The sequence below is a fragment of the Streptomyces sp. CS113 genome (assembly GCF_002188365.1).
GTDB lineage: Bacteria > Actinomycetota > Actinomycetes > Streptomycetales > Streptomycetaceae > Streptomyces > Streptomyces tendae.
In genome coordinates this window covers 6,746,215-6,759,032 of sequence record NZ_KZ195574.1, presented here as the reverse complement: position 1 = coordinate 6,759,032, position 12,818 = coordinate 6,746,215, and the positions used below count along the sequence as shown (strand labels likewise).

15 protein-coding genes are annotated in these 12,818 nt (G+C 73.6%); 4 read left to right on the top strand and 11 right to left on the bottom strand.

The window, feature by feature from the left end; genetic code table 11:
* Window positions 1-203: 203 nt before the first annotated feature.
* A complete protein-coding gene (locus B9W62_RS30360) occupies window positions 204-995 on the top strand; it encodes a hypothetical protein (protein ID WP_087810137.1) in 792 nt (263 codons plus the stop codon).
* Window positions 996-1,068: 73 nt separating this feature from the next.
* The gene (locus tag B9W62_RS30355) at window positions 1,069-1,362 is read left to right on the top strand and encodes a hypothetical protein (RefSeq protein WP_030868139.1); all 294 of its coding nucleotides are present in this window, start codon (window positions 1,069-1,071) and stop codon (window positions 1,360-1,362) included.
* Window positions 1,363-1,433: 71 nt separating this feature from the next.
* Here B9W62_RS30355 and der read toward each other — a convergent pair whose 3' ends face one another.
* From der to aroH, 5 genes are all read right to left on the bottom strand, one after another.
* The gene (gene der, locus B9W62_RS30350) at window positions 1,434-2,912 is read right to left on the bottom strand and encodes a ribosome biogenesis GTPase Der (protein WP_087810136.1); all 1,479 of its coding nucleotides are present in this window, start codon (window positions 2,910-2,912) and stop codon (window positions 1,434-1,436) included.
* 74 nt (window positions 2,913-2,986) lie between these two features.
* The gene (locus B9W62_RS30345) at window positions 2,987-3,649 is read right to left on the bottom strand and encodes a lysophospholipid acyltransferase family protein (RefSeq protein WP_087810135.1); all 663 of its coding nucleotides are present in this window, start codon (window positions 3,647-3,649) and stop codon (window positions 2,987-2,989) included.
* The gene (gene cmk / locus B9W62_RS30340) at window positions 3,646-4,341 is read right to left on the bottom strand and encodes a (d)CMP kinase (RefSeq protein WP_087810134.1); all 696 of its coding nucleotides are present in this window, start codon (window positions 4,339-4,341) and stop codon (window positions 3,646-3,648) included. The genes B9W62_RS30345 and cmk overlap by 4 nt, the downstream gene beginning before the upstream one ends.
* A 113-nt stretch (window positions 4,342-4,454) precedes the next feature.
* A complete protein-coding gene (locus B9W62_RS30335) occupies window positions 4,455-5,540 on the bottom strand; it encodes a prephenate dehydrogenase (protein ID WP_087810133.1) in 1,086 nt (361 codons plus the stop codon).
* A complete protein-coding gene (gene aroH / locus B9W62_RS30330) occupies window positions 5,537-5,899 on the bottom strand; it encodes a chorismate mutase (RefSeq protein ID WP_087810132.1) in 363 nt (120 codons plus the stop codon). Before aroH ends, B9W62_RS30335 begins: the two co-directional genes overlap by 4 nt.
* A gap of 144 nt (window positions 5,900-6,043) precedes the next feature.
* On the opposite strand from aroH, the gene B9W62_RS30325 reads away from it, so the two are divergent.
* Both B9W62_RS30325 and B9W62_RS30320 read left to right on the top strand, forming a co-directional pair.
* Entirely contained in the window at window positions 6,044-6,448 is a 405-nt protein-coding gene (locus B9W62_RS30325) for a Rieske (2Fe-2S) protein (protein ID WP_087810131.1), read from the top strand.
* Window positions 6,449-6,470: 22 nt separating this feature from the next.
* Complete coding sequence (locus tag B9W62_RS30320) at window positions 6,471-7,223, top strand: nucleotidyltransferase domain-containing protein (protein WP_087810130.1); 753 nt, start codon at window positions 6,471-6,473, stop codon at window positions 7,221-7,223.
* On the opposite strand, the gene B9W62_RS30315 is transcribed toward B9W62_RS30320, so the two are convergent.
* The 6 genes from B9W62_RS30315 to B9W62_RS30290 form a co-directional block, all read right to left on the bottom strand.
* Window positions 7,149-7,901, bottom strand: coding sequence for a nucleotidyltransferase domain-containing protein (locus B9W62_RS30315; protein ID WP_087810129.1), 753 nt, complete (start codon window positions 7,899-7,901; stop codon window positions 7,149-7,151). The two genes, B9W62_RS30320 and B9W62_RS30315, sit on opposite strands and share 75 nt — an antisense overlap.
* A 4-nt stretch (window positions 7,902-7,905) precedes the next feature.
* The gene (locus B9W62_RS30310; protein ID WP_087810128.1) at window positions 7,906-8,928 is read right to left on the bottom strand and encodes an ADP-ribosylglycohydrolase family protein; all 1,023 of its coding nucleotides are present in this window, start codon (window positions 8,926-8,928) and stop codon (window positions 7,906-7,908) included.
* The gene (locus B9W62_RS30305) at window positions 8,925-9,644 is read right to left on the bottom strand and encodes an NUDIX hydrolase (RefSeq protein ID WP_087810127.1); all 720 of its coding nucleotides are present in this window, start codon (window positions 9,642-9,644) and stop codon (window positions 8,925-8,927) included. The genes B9W62_RS30310 and B9W62_RS30305 overlap by 4 nt, the downstream gene beginning before the upstream one ends.
* A 92-nt stretch (window positions 9,645-9,736) precedes the next feature.
* On the bottom strand, window positions 9,737-10,852 hold the full coding sequence (locus B9W62_RS30300) for a pseudouridine synthase (RefSeq protein WP_087810126.1): 1,116 nt from the start codon (window positions 10,850-10,852) through the stop codon (window positions 9,737-9,739).
* Window positions 10,852-11,523, bottom strand: a complete 672-nt coding sequence (gene scpB / locus B9W62_RS30295; protein WP_087810125.1) for an SMC-Scp complex subunit ScpB — start codon at window positions 11,521-11,523, stop codon at window positions 10,852-10,854. Before scpB ends, B9W62_RS30300 begins: the two co-directional genes overlap by 1 nt.
* Complete coding sequence (locus tag B9W62_RS30290) at window positions 11,520-12,818, bottom strand: segregation and condensation protein A (RefSeq protein WP_256976631.1); 1,299 nt, start codon at window positions 12,816-12,818, stop codon at window positions 11,520-11,522. The genes scpB and B9W62_RS30290 overlap by 4 nt, the downstream gene beginning before the upstream one ends.

The following is a 12,818-nucleotide window of genomic DNA, read 5'->3' as shown; positions in this document are numbered from 1 at the left end:
TTCGGTGCGGCCCACTTGGGCACGGAGCGACGATCGCGGCTCCCGGGCGCTCGGGTGCCGCGCATGGTTCGATTCCGTTGGCCATGGGGCGTGACTCCCGCCACTGGTCCCCCGTTGTCCTTGCATGAGCCGGGGACCCGCCCGGACCACGGCCCGGGAGCCACCCCGGTCCGGTCACGCACCGCATCCCGAGGGAGCAACCCGTGCCGCGCATGCTCGACGTCAGCGACGACGTACGCGCCGAGATCGGCGACGAAGAAGCCGACCGCCTGCTGGCCGGGGAGTCCGCCCCGGGCAGCTACGACTGCACGTCCTGCCGCACCCCGGGCGACTGCGAGCAGGAGCGCACCAGCACCGTCCTGTTCATCGGGGACGAGACCGCTGTGCTCGCCTTCGCCCACGCGGGCTGCCTGCCCTCGCAGGTCGTCAAGGTCACCGAGGAGCAGCTCCAGGGCGCGGTGCGGTCCATCAGCGCCGACCAGGCCCGTTCCGAGCCCGCCGCCCCGGAGAAGGCCGCGCCCGAGCAGGCCGTGCTCGGGGTGACCAGCGGGCTGATCCTGATCGCCGGGGAGCTGCACCCGGCCCTCGTGGTGGAGCCGACCGCGCCCATCGCCCGGCCCGGCACGGCCGGCGCCGGCGACGACTTCCTGCCGCTGCTGATCGAGCAGGGCTTCATGCCGGTCACCGAGCTGGCGTCGACGCCGGCCGTGCTGCACGGCTGGTCGGTCCTGCTGGCGATGGGCCAGCTGCACGCGGTGCTCCAGCCGGGGACGAACGGCGGCAGGCCGGTGGCCTGGTGGCAGGCACACCAGCCGCTCCAGGTCACCGAGGGCTGGCGCACGGCGGCCAACAAGCACCAGCAGGTGCTGATGTTCGCGGCGCCCGTCGGGTCGATCGGCCGGCAGCCGCGCGAGGACCTGCTGCGGGACGCGCTGGACAAGGCGGCGGCGAACGGACAGCTGGTCGCGGCGGCGCTGCCGCTGGCGGGAACCTGAGCCGGTTCACGCGGCTGCCGGACGGCCGCCGCCTGGGCCGCATCCCTTCCCGCGCGGGGTCGTTTGGACATACGTGTACGCATACGACGCCTTCCACCGCCACGGCGGCCCCTCGGCCACGCCGATCTACGACGCGCTCTACGCCGAGTACGTCAGGTCCTTCCGATCGCTGCCGGGCGATCGCAGCGGTGAGGAGGAGCTGGGATTCACGGCCTTCAGGAGCATCCCGCGCGGCAGAGGCGGCTACAGCGCCTACAGCGCGGGGGCCCAGAGCGCCCGGGTCGGCCAGCAGTCGGTGTGGCAGCGCGTCGGCGGCACGCACCACGTCCCGGCGGCGCTGCCACCGGCCCCGCGGTCCGGCAGCTGACCGCCGGGCCACTGCCGTACGACTGAGGGGGAGGGTGCCCGGCCGGGCGCCCTCCCCCTCAGTCGTGCGTGCTACTTCTTCTTCGCGCCGCGCTTCTCGCGCACCCGCACGGAGATGTGGATCGGTGTGCCCTCGAAGCCGAACTCCTCGCGCACCCGGCGCTCGATGAAGCGCCGGTAGCCCGCCTCGATGAAGCCGGAGGAGAAGAGCACGAACCGCGGGGGCTTGGTGCCCGCCTGGGTGCCGAAGAGGATCCGCGGCTGCTTGCCGCCCCGCACGGGGTGCGGGTGGGCGGCGGCCAGCTCGCCGAGGAAGGCGTTGAGCCGGCCCGTCGGGACCCGGGTCTCCCAGCCCGCCAGGGCGGCCTCGATGGCCGGGACGAGCTTCTCCATGTGCCGGCCGGTCTGCGCCGAGACGTTGACCCGCGGCGCCCACGCCACCTGGCCCAGCTCCGTCTCGATCTCCCGCTCCAGGTAGTAGCGGCGCTCCTCGTCGAGGGTGTCCCACTTGTTGTAGGCGACGACGACGGCACGGCCCGCCTCGACGGCCATGGTGACGATCCGCTGGTCCTGGACCGAGATCGACTCGGAGGCGTCGATGAGGATGACGGCGACCTCCGCCTTCTCGACGGCGGCGGCGGTGCGCAGCGAGGCGTAGTAGTCGGCGCCCTGCTGGAGGTGGACGCGCTTGCGGATGCCCGCCGTGTCGACGAACTTCCAGGTGACGCCGCCCAGCTCGATCAGCTCGTCGACCGGGTCGCGGGTGGTGCCGGCCAGCTCGTTGACGACGACGCGCTCCTCGCCGGCGACCTTGTTCAGCAGCGAGGACTTGCCGACGTTGGGGCGGCCGATCAGGGCGATGCGGCGCGGGCCGCCGAGGGCGGTGCCGAAGGTCTGCGCCGGGGCCTCGGGCAGGGCCTCCAGGACCCGGTCCAGCATGTCGCCGGTGCCGCGGCCGTGCAGCGCGGAGACCGGGTGCGGCTCGCCCAGGCCCAGCGACCACAGGTAGGAGGCGTCGGCCTCGCCGCTGGGGCCGTCGACCTTGTTGGCGCACAGCACGACGGGCTTGCCGGCCTTGCGCAGCAGCCGGACGACCGCCTCGTCGGTGTCGGTGGCGCCGACCTTGGCGTCCACGACGAAGACGACCGCGTCGGCGGCCTCGATGGCGTACTCGGCCTGGGCGGCCACGGAGGCGTCGATGCCGAGGACGTCCTGCTCCCAGCCGCCGGTGTCGACGACCTTGAAGCGGCGCCCGGCCCATTCGGCCTCGTAGGTGACGCGGTCGCGGGTGACGCCGGGCTTGTCCTCGACGACGGCCTCGCGGCGGCCGATGATGCGGTTCACGAGGGTCGACTTGCCGACGTTGGGGCGGCCGACGACGGCGAGGACGGGCAGCGGGCCGTGCCCGGCCTCCTCGATGGCGCCCTCGACCTCCTCGACGTCGAAGCCCTCTTCGGCGGCCAGCTCCATGAACTGCGCGTACTCGGCGTCGCCGAGCGCCCCGTGGTCGTGCTCCTCGCCCGAGCCCTCGGGGTGGATGTGGTCGTTCATGAAGTCCGTACCTCGTTCATCGTGGTGATCGGTGGAACACCCCTGTACCGGGTGATCCACTACTCAAGTGTCACTCAGCGCCCGGTGAGGCGCCTGGCGTTTTCCAGGTGCGCGGTGAGCTGCTTCTGGATGCGTTCGGTGGCCTCGTCCAGGGCCTTGCGGGTGCGCCGCCCGCTGCCGTCGCCCGCCTCGAAGGGGTCGCCGAAGACGACGTCCACGCGGGAGCGCAGCGGGGGCAGCGCCTTTATCAACCGTCCGGGGCGGTCCGTGCTTCCCAGCACCGCGACCGGGACGATCGGCGCGCCGCTGCGCACCGCGAAGTAGGCGAGCCCGGCGCGCAGTGAGGCGAAGTCGCCCTCGCCCCGGGTGCCCTCCGGGAAGATGCCGAGCACGCCGCCGTCCGTCAGCACGCCGAGCGCCTGCCCTATCGCCGCGCGGTCGGTGGAGTGGCGGTCCACCTTGAGCTGGCCGATGCCGGTCAGGAACCGCCCGAGGGGGCCGACGAAGGCCTCCTTCTTGATCAGGAAGTGCGTCGGCCGGGGCGCGACGCCCATGACCATCGGACCGTCGATGTTGTGCGCGTGGTTGACGGCGTAGATCACCGGGCCGGTGGCGGGCACCCGCCAGGCGCCGAGCACGCGCGGCTTCCACAGGCCGTACATCAGGCCGACGCCGATGCGCCGGCCGACCTCGGCGCCCTTCTCGGAGGGGACGGGCGCGGCGGAGGATGCGGTCACTTCCCCGCCCGCTTATCCTCGACGAGGGTGACGACGCACTCGATGACCTGCGGGAGGGTGAGGGCGGTGGTGTCCACCTCGACCGCGTCGCCGGCCTTGGCCAGCGGGGAGGTCTTGCGGCTGGAGTCGGCCGCGTCCCGCTTGATCAGGGCCTCGCGGGTGGCGTGGACGTCGGCGCCCTTCAGTTCGCCGCTGCGGCGGGCGGCGCGGGCCTCGGCCGAGGCGGTGAGGAAGATCTTGAGGTCGGCGTCCGGCAGCACGGTGGTGCCGATGTCGCGGCCCTCGACGACGATGCCGAGCGGCGCGGCGGCGGCGATGGAGCGCTGCAGCTCGGTGATCCGGGCCCGGACCTCCGGCACGGCGCTGACCGCGCTGACCTTGGAGGTGACCTCCTGGGTGCGGATCGGCCCCGCCACGTCCACGCCGTCGACCGTGATGGTCGGACCGGCCGGGTCGGTGCCGGAGACGATCTCGGGCTTGCCGGCCGCGGCGGCCACGGCGTGCGGGTCGTCGGGGTCGATGCCGTTGCTGACCATCCACCAGGTGATCGCCCGGTACTGGGCACCGGTGTCCAGGTAGCTCAGGCCGAGCTGGGCGGCAACGGCCTTCGACGTGCTCGACTTGCCCGTGCCGGAGGGGCCGTCGATGGCGACAATCACGGCCGGGACGGTCGGGGCGGCGCCGTTTTCCACGAGGGGACACCTTCCTGGTGCGGTGCGGTGGGTGGTGTGCGGGACGCGAGCGCGTCCCGCACAAGGTTACCGGGCCTTGGCGACCCCTCCGACAGGCGTCCGGCGCCCCGTGATCACTGGCGGATCGCCCAGCCCCGCTCCTTCAGGGCCGCCGTGAGGACGGCGGCGGCCTTCGGCTCCACCATCAGCTGCACCAGGCCCGCCTGCTGCCCGGTCGCGTGCTCGATCCGTACGTCCTCGATGTTGACCCCGGCCCGTCCCGCGTCCGCGAAGATGCGGGCCAGCTGGCCGGGCTGGTCGTCGATGAGGACGGCCACCGTCTCGTAGGCCCGCGGGGCCGAGCCGTGCTTGCCGGGGACGCGGACCTGCCCGGCGTTGCCGCGCCGCAGCACCTCGGCGATGCCGGTGCCGCCCTCGCGGCGCTTGTCCGCGTCGGAGGACTGAAGGGCGCGCAGGGCCCGTACCGTCTCCTCCAGGTCGGCGGCGACGTCGGTGAGCAGGTCGGCGACCGGCCCCGGGTTGGCGGCGAGGATGTCGATCCACATCCGGGGGTCGGAGGCGGCGATCCGGGTCACGTCGCGGATGCCCTGCCCGCACAGCCGTACGGCGGCCTCCTCGGCGTGCTCCAGGCGCGCGGCGACCATGCTGGAGACCAGGTGGGGCATGTGGGAGACGAGGGCCACGGCGCGGTCGTGGGCGTCCGCGTCCATCACCACGGGCACCGCGCGGCAGTGCGAGACCAGCTCCAGGGCGAGGTTCAGCACCTCGGTGTCGGTGTCCCGGGTCGGGGTCAGCACCCACGGGCGGCCCTCGAAGAGGTCGGCGGTGGCGGCCAGCGGGCCGGACTTCTCCCGGCCCGACATGGGGTGGGTGCCGATGTACGCCGACAGGTCCAGGCCGCGCGCCTCCAGCTCCCGCCGGGGGCCGCCCTTGACGCTGGCCACGTCGATGTAGCCGCGGGCGGCGCCGCGGGCCATGGCGTCGGCGAGGACGTCGGCCACCAGGGCGGGCGGGGCGGCGACGATCGCGAGGTCGACCGGGCCGTCCGGGGCGGCGTCGGTGCCGGCGCCGAGCGCGGCGGCGGTGCGGGCCTGCTCGGGGTCGTGGTCGGCGAGGTGGACGGTGACGCCCCGGTCGGTCAGCGCGAGGGCGGCGGAGGTGCCGATGAGGCCGGTGCCGATGACGAGTGCGGTTCTCACTGGGCGATGTCCTTGCGCAGGGCCGCGGCGGCGCCGAGGTAGACGTGGGCGATCTCGGCGCGGGGCCGGTCGGACTCGATGTGGGCGAGGACACGCACCACGCGGGGCATGGCGCCCTCGATGTCCAGCTCCTGGGCGCAGATCAGCGGCACGTCGGTGATGCCGAGCCCGCGGGCCGCGGCGGCCGGGAAGTCGCTGTGCAGATCGGGGGTGGCGGTGAACCACAGGCTGATCAGGTCGTCGACCGTCAGGCCGTTGCGCTCCATGAGGGTGGTGAGCAGCGCCGCGACCTGCTCGTCCATGTGCCCCGCCTCGTCCCGTTCCAGTTGGACGGCGCCCCGGACCGCTCGTACCGCCACGGCGATGCTCCTTGCTCACAGTGCTGACGCATGTATCGGTTCTTGGTCCGTCCAGCCTAGTCAGCCCGCCGCGTACCGGCCCGCGGCGCCCGTCTCCTGAGACGCTGGCCCCGCCGCCCGACCCCCCTCCCCCGGAGTTGCGACATGACCCAGAACCCGACCCGCCGTACGGTCCTCCGCTGCACGGGCGCGGGCGCGGCGGCGCTCTGCGCGGGCTGCGGCGACGGGGGCGGTGACGGCGGCTCCTCGGCCGTCTCGCCCGGGCGGGAACTGGCGGCCACGGGCGACATCCCGATCGCGGGCGGCAAGGTTCTCACCGAGGAGAAGATCGTGGTGACCCAGCCGGCGAAGGGCGAGTTCAAGGCGTTCTCGGCGGTCTGCACCCACCAGGGCTGCATCGTGTCGGACGTGCGGGACGGCACCATCGACTGCGCCTGCCACGGCAGCAGGTTCGCCGCGGCCGACGGCTCGGTGGTGCGGGGCCCGGCCACGAAGCCGCTGCCGGAGAAGCGGATCACGGTGGAGGGAAATTCGGTCCGCCTGGCGTGAGCCGCCCGCGTACGCTCCCGCCATGCACCCCCAGACCCCCGAGGCCCTGGTCCGCGACCACACCGTCTACTCCTGCGTCATGGGCTCGCGCGCCTTCGGTCTGGCGACGGAGGACAGCGACACGGACCGCCGGGGCGTCTTCCTCGCGCCGACCGCGCTGTACTGGCGCTTCGAGAAGCCGCCGACGCACGTGGAGGGTCCCGGGGAGGAGCAGTTCAGCTGGGAGCTGGAGCGCTTCTGCGAACTGGCCCTGCGGGCGAACCCGAACATCCTGGAGTGCCTGCACTCCCCGCTGGTGGAGCGGCTGGACGACACCGGCCGCGAACTCCTCTCCCTCCGCGGGGCGTTCCTCTCCCGCCGGGCCTACGAGACGTTCACCCGCTACGCCCACGGCCAGCGCCGCAAGCTCGACGCCGACGTACGCACCCACGGCGCCCCGCGCTGGAAGCACGCGATGCACCTGCTGCGGCTTCTGACCAGCGCCCGTGACCTGCTGCGCACCGGCGCCCTCACGATCGACGTCGGCGAGGCCCGTGCGTCGCTGCTCGCCGTGAAGCGCGGCGAGCTGCCCTGGCGGGAGGTGGAGGCGCGGATGAACCGCCTGGCACGGGAGGGCGAGGAGGCGGCCCGCCACAGCCCCCTCCCCGACGAGCCGGACCGCCCCCGGGTGGAGGACTTCCTGATCCGCACCCGCCGCGCCTCAGCGCTCCAGCCGGACCCGTACGACGAAGTCGTGCAGGGCGTCGTACGCGGCCGGGGCGTCGGGGAGGCCTGACGCGGCCTGCGCCTCGTCGAGCACGGTGTGCAGCCGCTCCACGTCGGCCCGCACGCGCGCGTGGTCGACGCCCGCGTCCCCGTGCTCGCGCTCGGCCTTGGCGGCGATCAGCTCGGTCAGGTGGTCCGGGGCGGCGTCGACCTCCCCGAGGAGGGTGGGCAGGTGGGGCTGCACCTCTCCGGTGCGCATCAGGTGGATGCCGGTGAGCAGCACCCGGAAGGTGTACAGGAGCGGCTTCAGCTGGCCGGTCTTCTCGAACAGCCGCCACTGGGTGCCCGCGAACCCCCGGTAGTGGTGGGCGTGGTGGCTGGTGAGGACCCCCGGCGCCAGGGCGGCCAGCTCCCGGTGCGCCTCGGTGGTGTGCACGACCAGCGGGGAGAGCAGCTGCTCCAGCACATAGCCGTTGCGGCGGAGCATCAGCCGTACGAACTTGCGCAGGTCGTGCGTGACCAGGTCCATCTCGACACCGTCCCGGTCCCACATCCGCGACCGGGTCTCCTCCGGCTCGCGCAGCCCGACCAGGTCGGCGGCAGGCAGCAGGTGCACGCCGCGCAGGTCCACGTCGGAGTCGCGGGAGGGGAAGCCGTAGAGGTGGGCGCCGGAGACGGTGGCGAACAGCACCGGGAAGGGCTGTTCGGCCACCACCGGCGCCAGGTCGATGTCGAGGGCGTCGATCATGGGCTCAAGCGTCCCAGAGTGCTCCCAGGGCCAGCAGGTCGCCCCGGTACTCGATGCGGTCCGCCCAGTCGGTGGGCCAGGCGTCGGCTCCCAGGTGCGCGCCCGCAAAGGCGCCCGCGAGGCAGGCGATGGAGTCGGAGTCGCCGGAGGTGCAGGCGCCGCGGCGCAGGGCGGTGAGCGGCTCGTCGACGAAGAGCAGGAAGCAGAGCAGCCCGGCCGCCATGGCCTCCTCGGCGATCCAGCCCTCGCCGACGGCCAGGCAGGGGTCGGTCTCGGGCGAGACGGTGCGCGCCGCCTCCTGGAGCCGGTCGAGGCTCGCCAGGCAGTCGTCCCAGCCGCGCGCGATGAAGTGCTCGGGCGTCGGGTCCTGGGCGCGGGTCCACAGGTCCCCGAGCCAGCGCTCGTGGTAGCGGGTGCGGTTGTCGTAGGCGTACGAGCGCAGCAGCCCGACCAGGCCGGTCGGTTCGGCGCCCTCGGCGAGCAGCCGTACGGCGTGCGCGGTGAGGTCGGAGGCGGCGAGCGCGGTGGGGTGGCCGTGGGTGAGCGCGGACTGCAACTGGGCGGCGCCCGCGCGCTGTTCGTCGCTGAGGCCGGGGACGAGTCCGACCGGTGCGACGCGCATGTTGGCGCCGCAGCCCTTGGAGTGGATCTGGCTGGCGTCCTGCCAGGGGCGGTCCGGGGTCTTGAGGAGGTTGCAGGCCTTGAGGCAGGTGTTGCCCGGCGCGCGGTTGTTCTCCGGTGACTGGTACCAGTCGACGAACTCCTCGCGCACCGGCCGTTCCATGCGCTTGGGGCCGAGCAGCCCCCGGTCCATGGCCGTCCGCAGGCCCTTGCCCAGCGCCAGTGTCATCTGGGTGTCGTCGGTGACGATCGCGGGCCGGGGCAGCGCCATCTCCCGCCAGGGGCCGCACTTGGCGAGGATGGCCGGGACGTCGTTGAACTCGGTCGGGAAGCCCAGCGCGTCGCCGAGGGCGAGTCCGGTGAGCGCTCCGGTGGCGGCGCGCTTGGTGCCGGTGGTCGTGGTCATGCGGGGCGTCCTTCCCGAGGGGTGCGGAGCAGGGGCGGGTGCAGGGTGGTGGCGGGGCCCGCGCGGTACACGGCGGCGGGTTTGCCGCGGCCGCCGGTGAGGCGGGCGGCGCCGGGGACCGCCTCGACGAAACCCGGTGTGGCGAGGACCTTGCGGCGGAAGTTGGGCCGGTCCAGGGCCGTGCCCCACACCGTCTCGTAGACCCGGTGCAGCTCGCCGAGGGTGAACTCGGCCGGGCAGAAGGCGGTGGCCAGGCAGGTGTACTCCAGCTTGGCGCCGACCCGGTCCCGGGCGTCGGCCAGGATCCGGTCGTGGTCGAAGGCCAGGTCCCGGGCCTCGTCGTACGGCACCCAGCGGGCCGTTGCCGCGTCACCGCCGCCGTGCGGCTCGGGTGGGTCGGGCAGCAGCGCGGCGAAGGCCACGGACACGACCCGCATCCGGGGGTCGCGGCCGGGTTCGCTGTAGGTCCTCAGCTGCTCTAGATGCAGCCCCGTCACGTCCGCCAGGCCGGTCTCCTCGGCCAGTTCCCGGCGGGCCGCCGTCTCCGCCGACTCCTCGGGCAGCAGGAAGCCGCCGGGCAGCGCCCAGCGGCCCGCAAACGGCTCCTGTCCCCGTTCGACCAGCAGCACGTGCAGCGCCCCCGCGCGGAGCGTGAGGACGGCGAGATCGACGGTGACGGCGAAGGGTTCGTAAGCGTGCTTGTCGTAGCCGTGCACGACCGGCCACCCCCTTAATAGTCACTACGACTATAAAAGGGGGTGGCCGGTCGGCACAAGCCTCGTCCGGGCGGGCCCGCCCGGACCGCGGCCTAGAGGTCGACCTCCTGCATCAGCATCCCGACCTCCGTGTTGGACATGCGGCGCAGCCAGCCCGACTTCTGGTCGCCCAGCGTGATCGGGCCGAAGGCGGTGCGCACCAGCTTGTCGACGGGGAAGCCCGCCTCCGCCAGCATCCGGCGGACGATGTGCTTGCGGCCCTCGTGCAGGGTGACCTCGACCAGGTAGTTCTTGCCGGTCTGCTCGACGACCCGGAAGTGGTCCGCGCGCGCGTACCCGTCCTCCAGCTGGATGCCGTCCTTGAGCTGCTTGCCGAGGTCGCGCGGGATCGGGCCGACGATGTGCGCGAGGTAGGTCTTCTTCACGCCGTACCGCGGGTGGGTCAGGCGGTGGGCCAGCTCGCCGTGGTTGGTGAGCAGGATGACGCCCTCGGTCTCGGTGTCGAGCCGTCCGACGTGGAAGAGCCGGGTCTCGCGGTTGGTGACGTAGTCACCGAGGCACTGGCGGCCCTCCGGGTCCTCCATGGTGGAGACGACACCGGCGGGCTTGTTCAGCGAGAAGAACTGGTACGACTGCGTCGCCACGGTCAGGCCGTCGACCTTGACCTCGTCCTTCTCCGGGTCGACGCGGCGGCCCTGCTCCAGCACGATCTCGCCGTTGATCTCGACCCGGGCCTGCTCGATCAGCTCCTCGCAGGCGCGCCGGGAGCCGTAGCCCGCGCGCGCGAGGACCTTTTGCAGCCGCTCGCCCTCCTGCTCGGCGCCCGGGAAGGTCTTGGGCAGCTTGACGTCCTTCTTGCCCGCGTACCGCTCGCGGTTGCGCTCCTCGGCCCGCGTCTCGTACTCGCGGGACGTGGCCGGGGCGGTGCGGCCGCGCTGCTGGGGCCGCTTCGGGCCGCCCTTGGCGCCGCCTCGGGCCGCGCCGCCGCGCCCCGCCTTGGGGCCGTCCTTCGTGGCGCCGGGCCCCACGTCGTAGCGCCGCTCCTCCGGGCGCGGCTTCTTGGGGCGGCCGCCCTGCTTGTCGTCGCGGTCGTTGCCGGCGCCGCGGTAGTTGCCGCGGCCCCCGCTGCTCCCGCCGCGGCCGCCGCTGTTGCCACCACGGCTCCCGCCGTTGTTTCCGCTGCTGTTCCTGCCGCTGCTGCTTCGCATCAAAATTCCGTCTTGTCGTGTGCGCCCTCGGTGTCCGGGGCGTCCGGATCGAACGACGGGACCCCTTCCAGTGTGTCGGCCTCGATCGCCTCGGCCTCCGGGAGGAAGGGCGCGAGCTCCGGGAGCTCGTCCAGGCCGCGCAGGCCCATCCGCTCCAGGAAGTAGTTCGTCGTCACGTACAGGATCGCACCTGTTTCGGGTTCCGTGCCCGCCTCCGCCACCAGGCCCCGCTGAAGGAGGGTGCGCATCACGCCGTCGCAGTTCACACCGCGCACCGCGGAGACGCGGCTGCGGCTGACCGGCTGGCGGTACGCGACCACGGCGAGGGTCTCCAGGGCGGCCTGGGTGAGGCGGGCGTGCTGGCCGTCCAGGACGAAGCCCTCGACGGCCGCGGCGTACTCGGGCCGGCTGTAGAAACGCCAGCCGCCCGCGACCAGGCGCAGCTCGAAGCCCCGGCCCTGGACGGCGTACTCGTCGGCCAGCTCGCGCAGGGCGTCCGCGATCCGCCGCCGGGGCCGTTGCAGTATCTTCGCCAGCTGCTCCTCGGTCGCGGGCTCGTCGACGACCATGAGGACGGCCTCCAGGGCCGGCTTGAGGTCGAGTCCTGCGACACCGTCCGGCCCGTCCGGAGCCCCGGTGGCGGCTGCCGCCTCGGTGGTCTGTTCCCTCACGCCTTCTGCTCCTCCTTCGGTGCCTCGGGCGGCCGGTCGAACTCGTCGGTCACCACCGGCTGCGTCTGACCGTCGCCGCCGGTCCAGCGCACCAGCAGGTCGCCGAGGGCGGTCTCCTGGTCCAGCTCGACGGCCTTCTCCCGGTAGAGCTCCAGGAGGGCCAGGAAGCGGGCGACGACGGTCAGGGTGTCCTCGGTGTCCCGGACCAGCACGCGGAAGCTGGCCTCGCCCAGCTCCTTCAGGCGCGCGACGACGATCCCGGCCTGCTCCTGCACGCTGACCAGGGGCGCGTGGATGTGCTCGACGTACACCTGCGGCTTGGGCCTCGGCTGCATCGCCTTGACGGCCAGCTTGGCGAAGCCCTCCGGCCCGATGCTGATGACGACCTCGGGCAGCAGCTCGGCGTGGTGCGGCTCCAGACCCACGGTACGGGGGTAGCGGCGGGCCTCGGCCTCCAGCCGCTGGTTGAAGATGTCCGCGATCTGCTTGTACGCGCGGTACTGGAGCAGGCGGGCGAAGAGCAGGTCGCGGGCTTCGAGCAGCGCGAGGTCGGCCTCGTCCTCGACCTCGGCGGCGGGCAGCAGCCGGGCCGCCTTCAGATCCAGCAGCGTGGCCGCGACCACCAGGAACTCGGTGGTCTGGTCGAGGTCCCAGTCCGGCCCCATCGCCCGGATGTGCGCCATGAACTCGTCGGTCACCTTCGACAGCGCGACCTCGGTGACGTCCATCTTGTGCTTGGAGATCAGCTGGAGGAGCAGGTCGAACGGCCCCTCGAAGTTGGCGAGCCGCACCTTGAAGACACCGTCGCCCGCGTCGTCCGGGGTCTCCTCCGGGGTCCGGGGAGCCTGTTCCGGCCCGGGGGGCGGATCCGCGGCGGGCGGGCCGCCGTCCGCCCCCACTCGCCGACCGGCAGACGCGGCGGCCGGCGAGTGGGGGCGGACGGGTGGGACCGAGACCCGCCCGATCGCCGCCGGCGCGTCCGTCGCCGTTCCCACGTCGGTCGGCTCCACCTCCGCGCGCGCGACGGGGGCAGCGGGGCCCGGTTCCGCTCCGGGCGCGACCGCGCCCGGCGCCCCGGTGCCGTACTCCGCCGCGCCCGGCCCCGCCGTCTCCCGGACCGACGCCGGGCCTCCGGGGCCAGCGACCGCCGCCCCGGCCGACCCGGCGGCGGGGGCGGGTGCCGGGGCGGTGGGGGCGGATGCCGACCGGACGGGGGCGGGTGCCGAGGCGGTGGGGCCGGAGGCCGGCCCGACGGGGGTGGGCGTCGGTCCGACGGGATCGGGTGCCGGCCCGAT

Bases quoted from the DNA above. Each gene is read 5' to 3' on its own strand.
- B9W62_RS30325 (WP_087810131.1), top strand. From the start codon at position 6,044: ATGACCCAGAACCCGACCCGCCGTACGGTCCTCCGCTGCACGGGCGCG.
- B9W62_RS30300 (WP_087810126.1), bottom strand. From the start codon at position 10,852: ATGCGAAGCAGCAGCGGCAGGAACAGCAGCGGAAACAACGGCGGGAGC.
- B9W62_RS30320 (WP_087810130.1), top strand. From the start codon at position 6,471: ATGCACCCCCAGACCCCCGAGGCCCTGGTCCGCGACCACACCGTCTAC.
- B9W62_RS30310 (WP_087810128.1), bottom strand. From the start codon at position 8,928: ATGACCACGACCACCGGCACCAAGCGCGCCGCCACCGGAGCGCTCACC.
- B9W62_RS30315 (WP_087810129.1), bottom strand. From the start codon at position 7,901: ATGATCGACGCCCTCGACATCGACCTGGCGCCGGTGGTGGCCGAACAG.
- der (WP_087810136.1), bottom strand. From the start codon at position 2,912: ATGAACGACCACATCCACCCCGAGGGCTCGGGCGAGGAGCACGACCAC.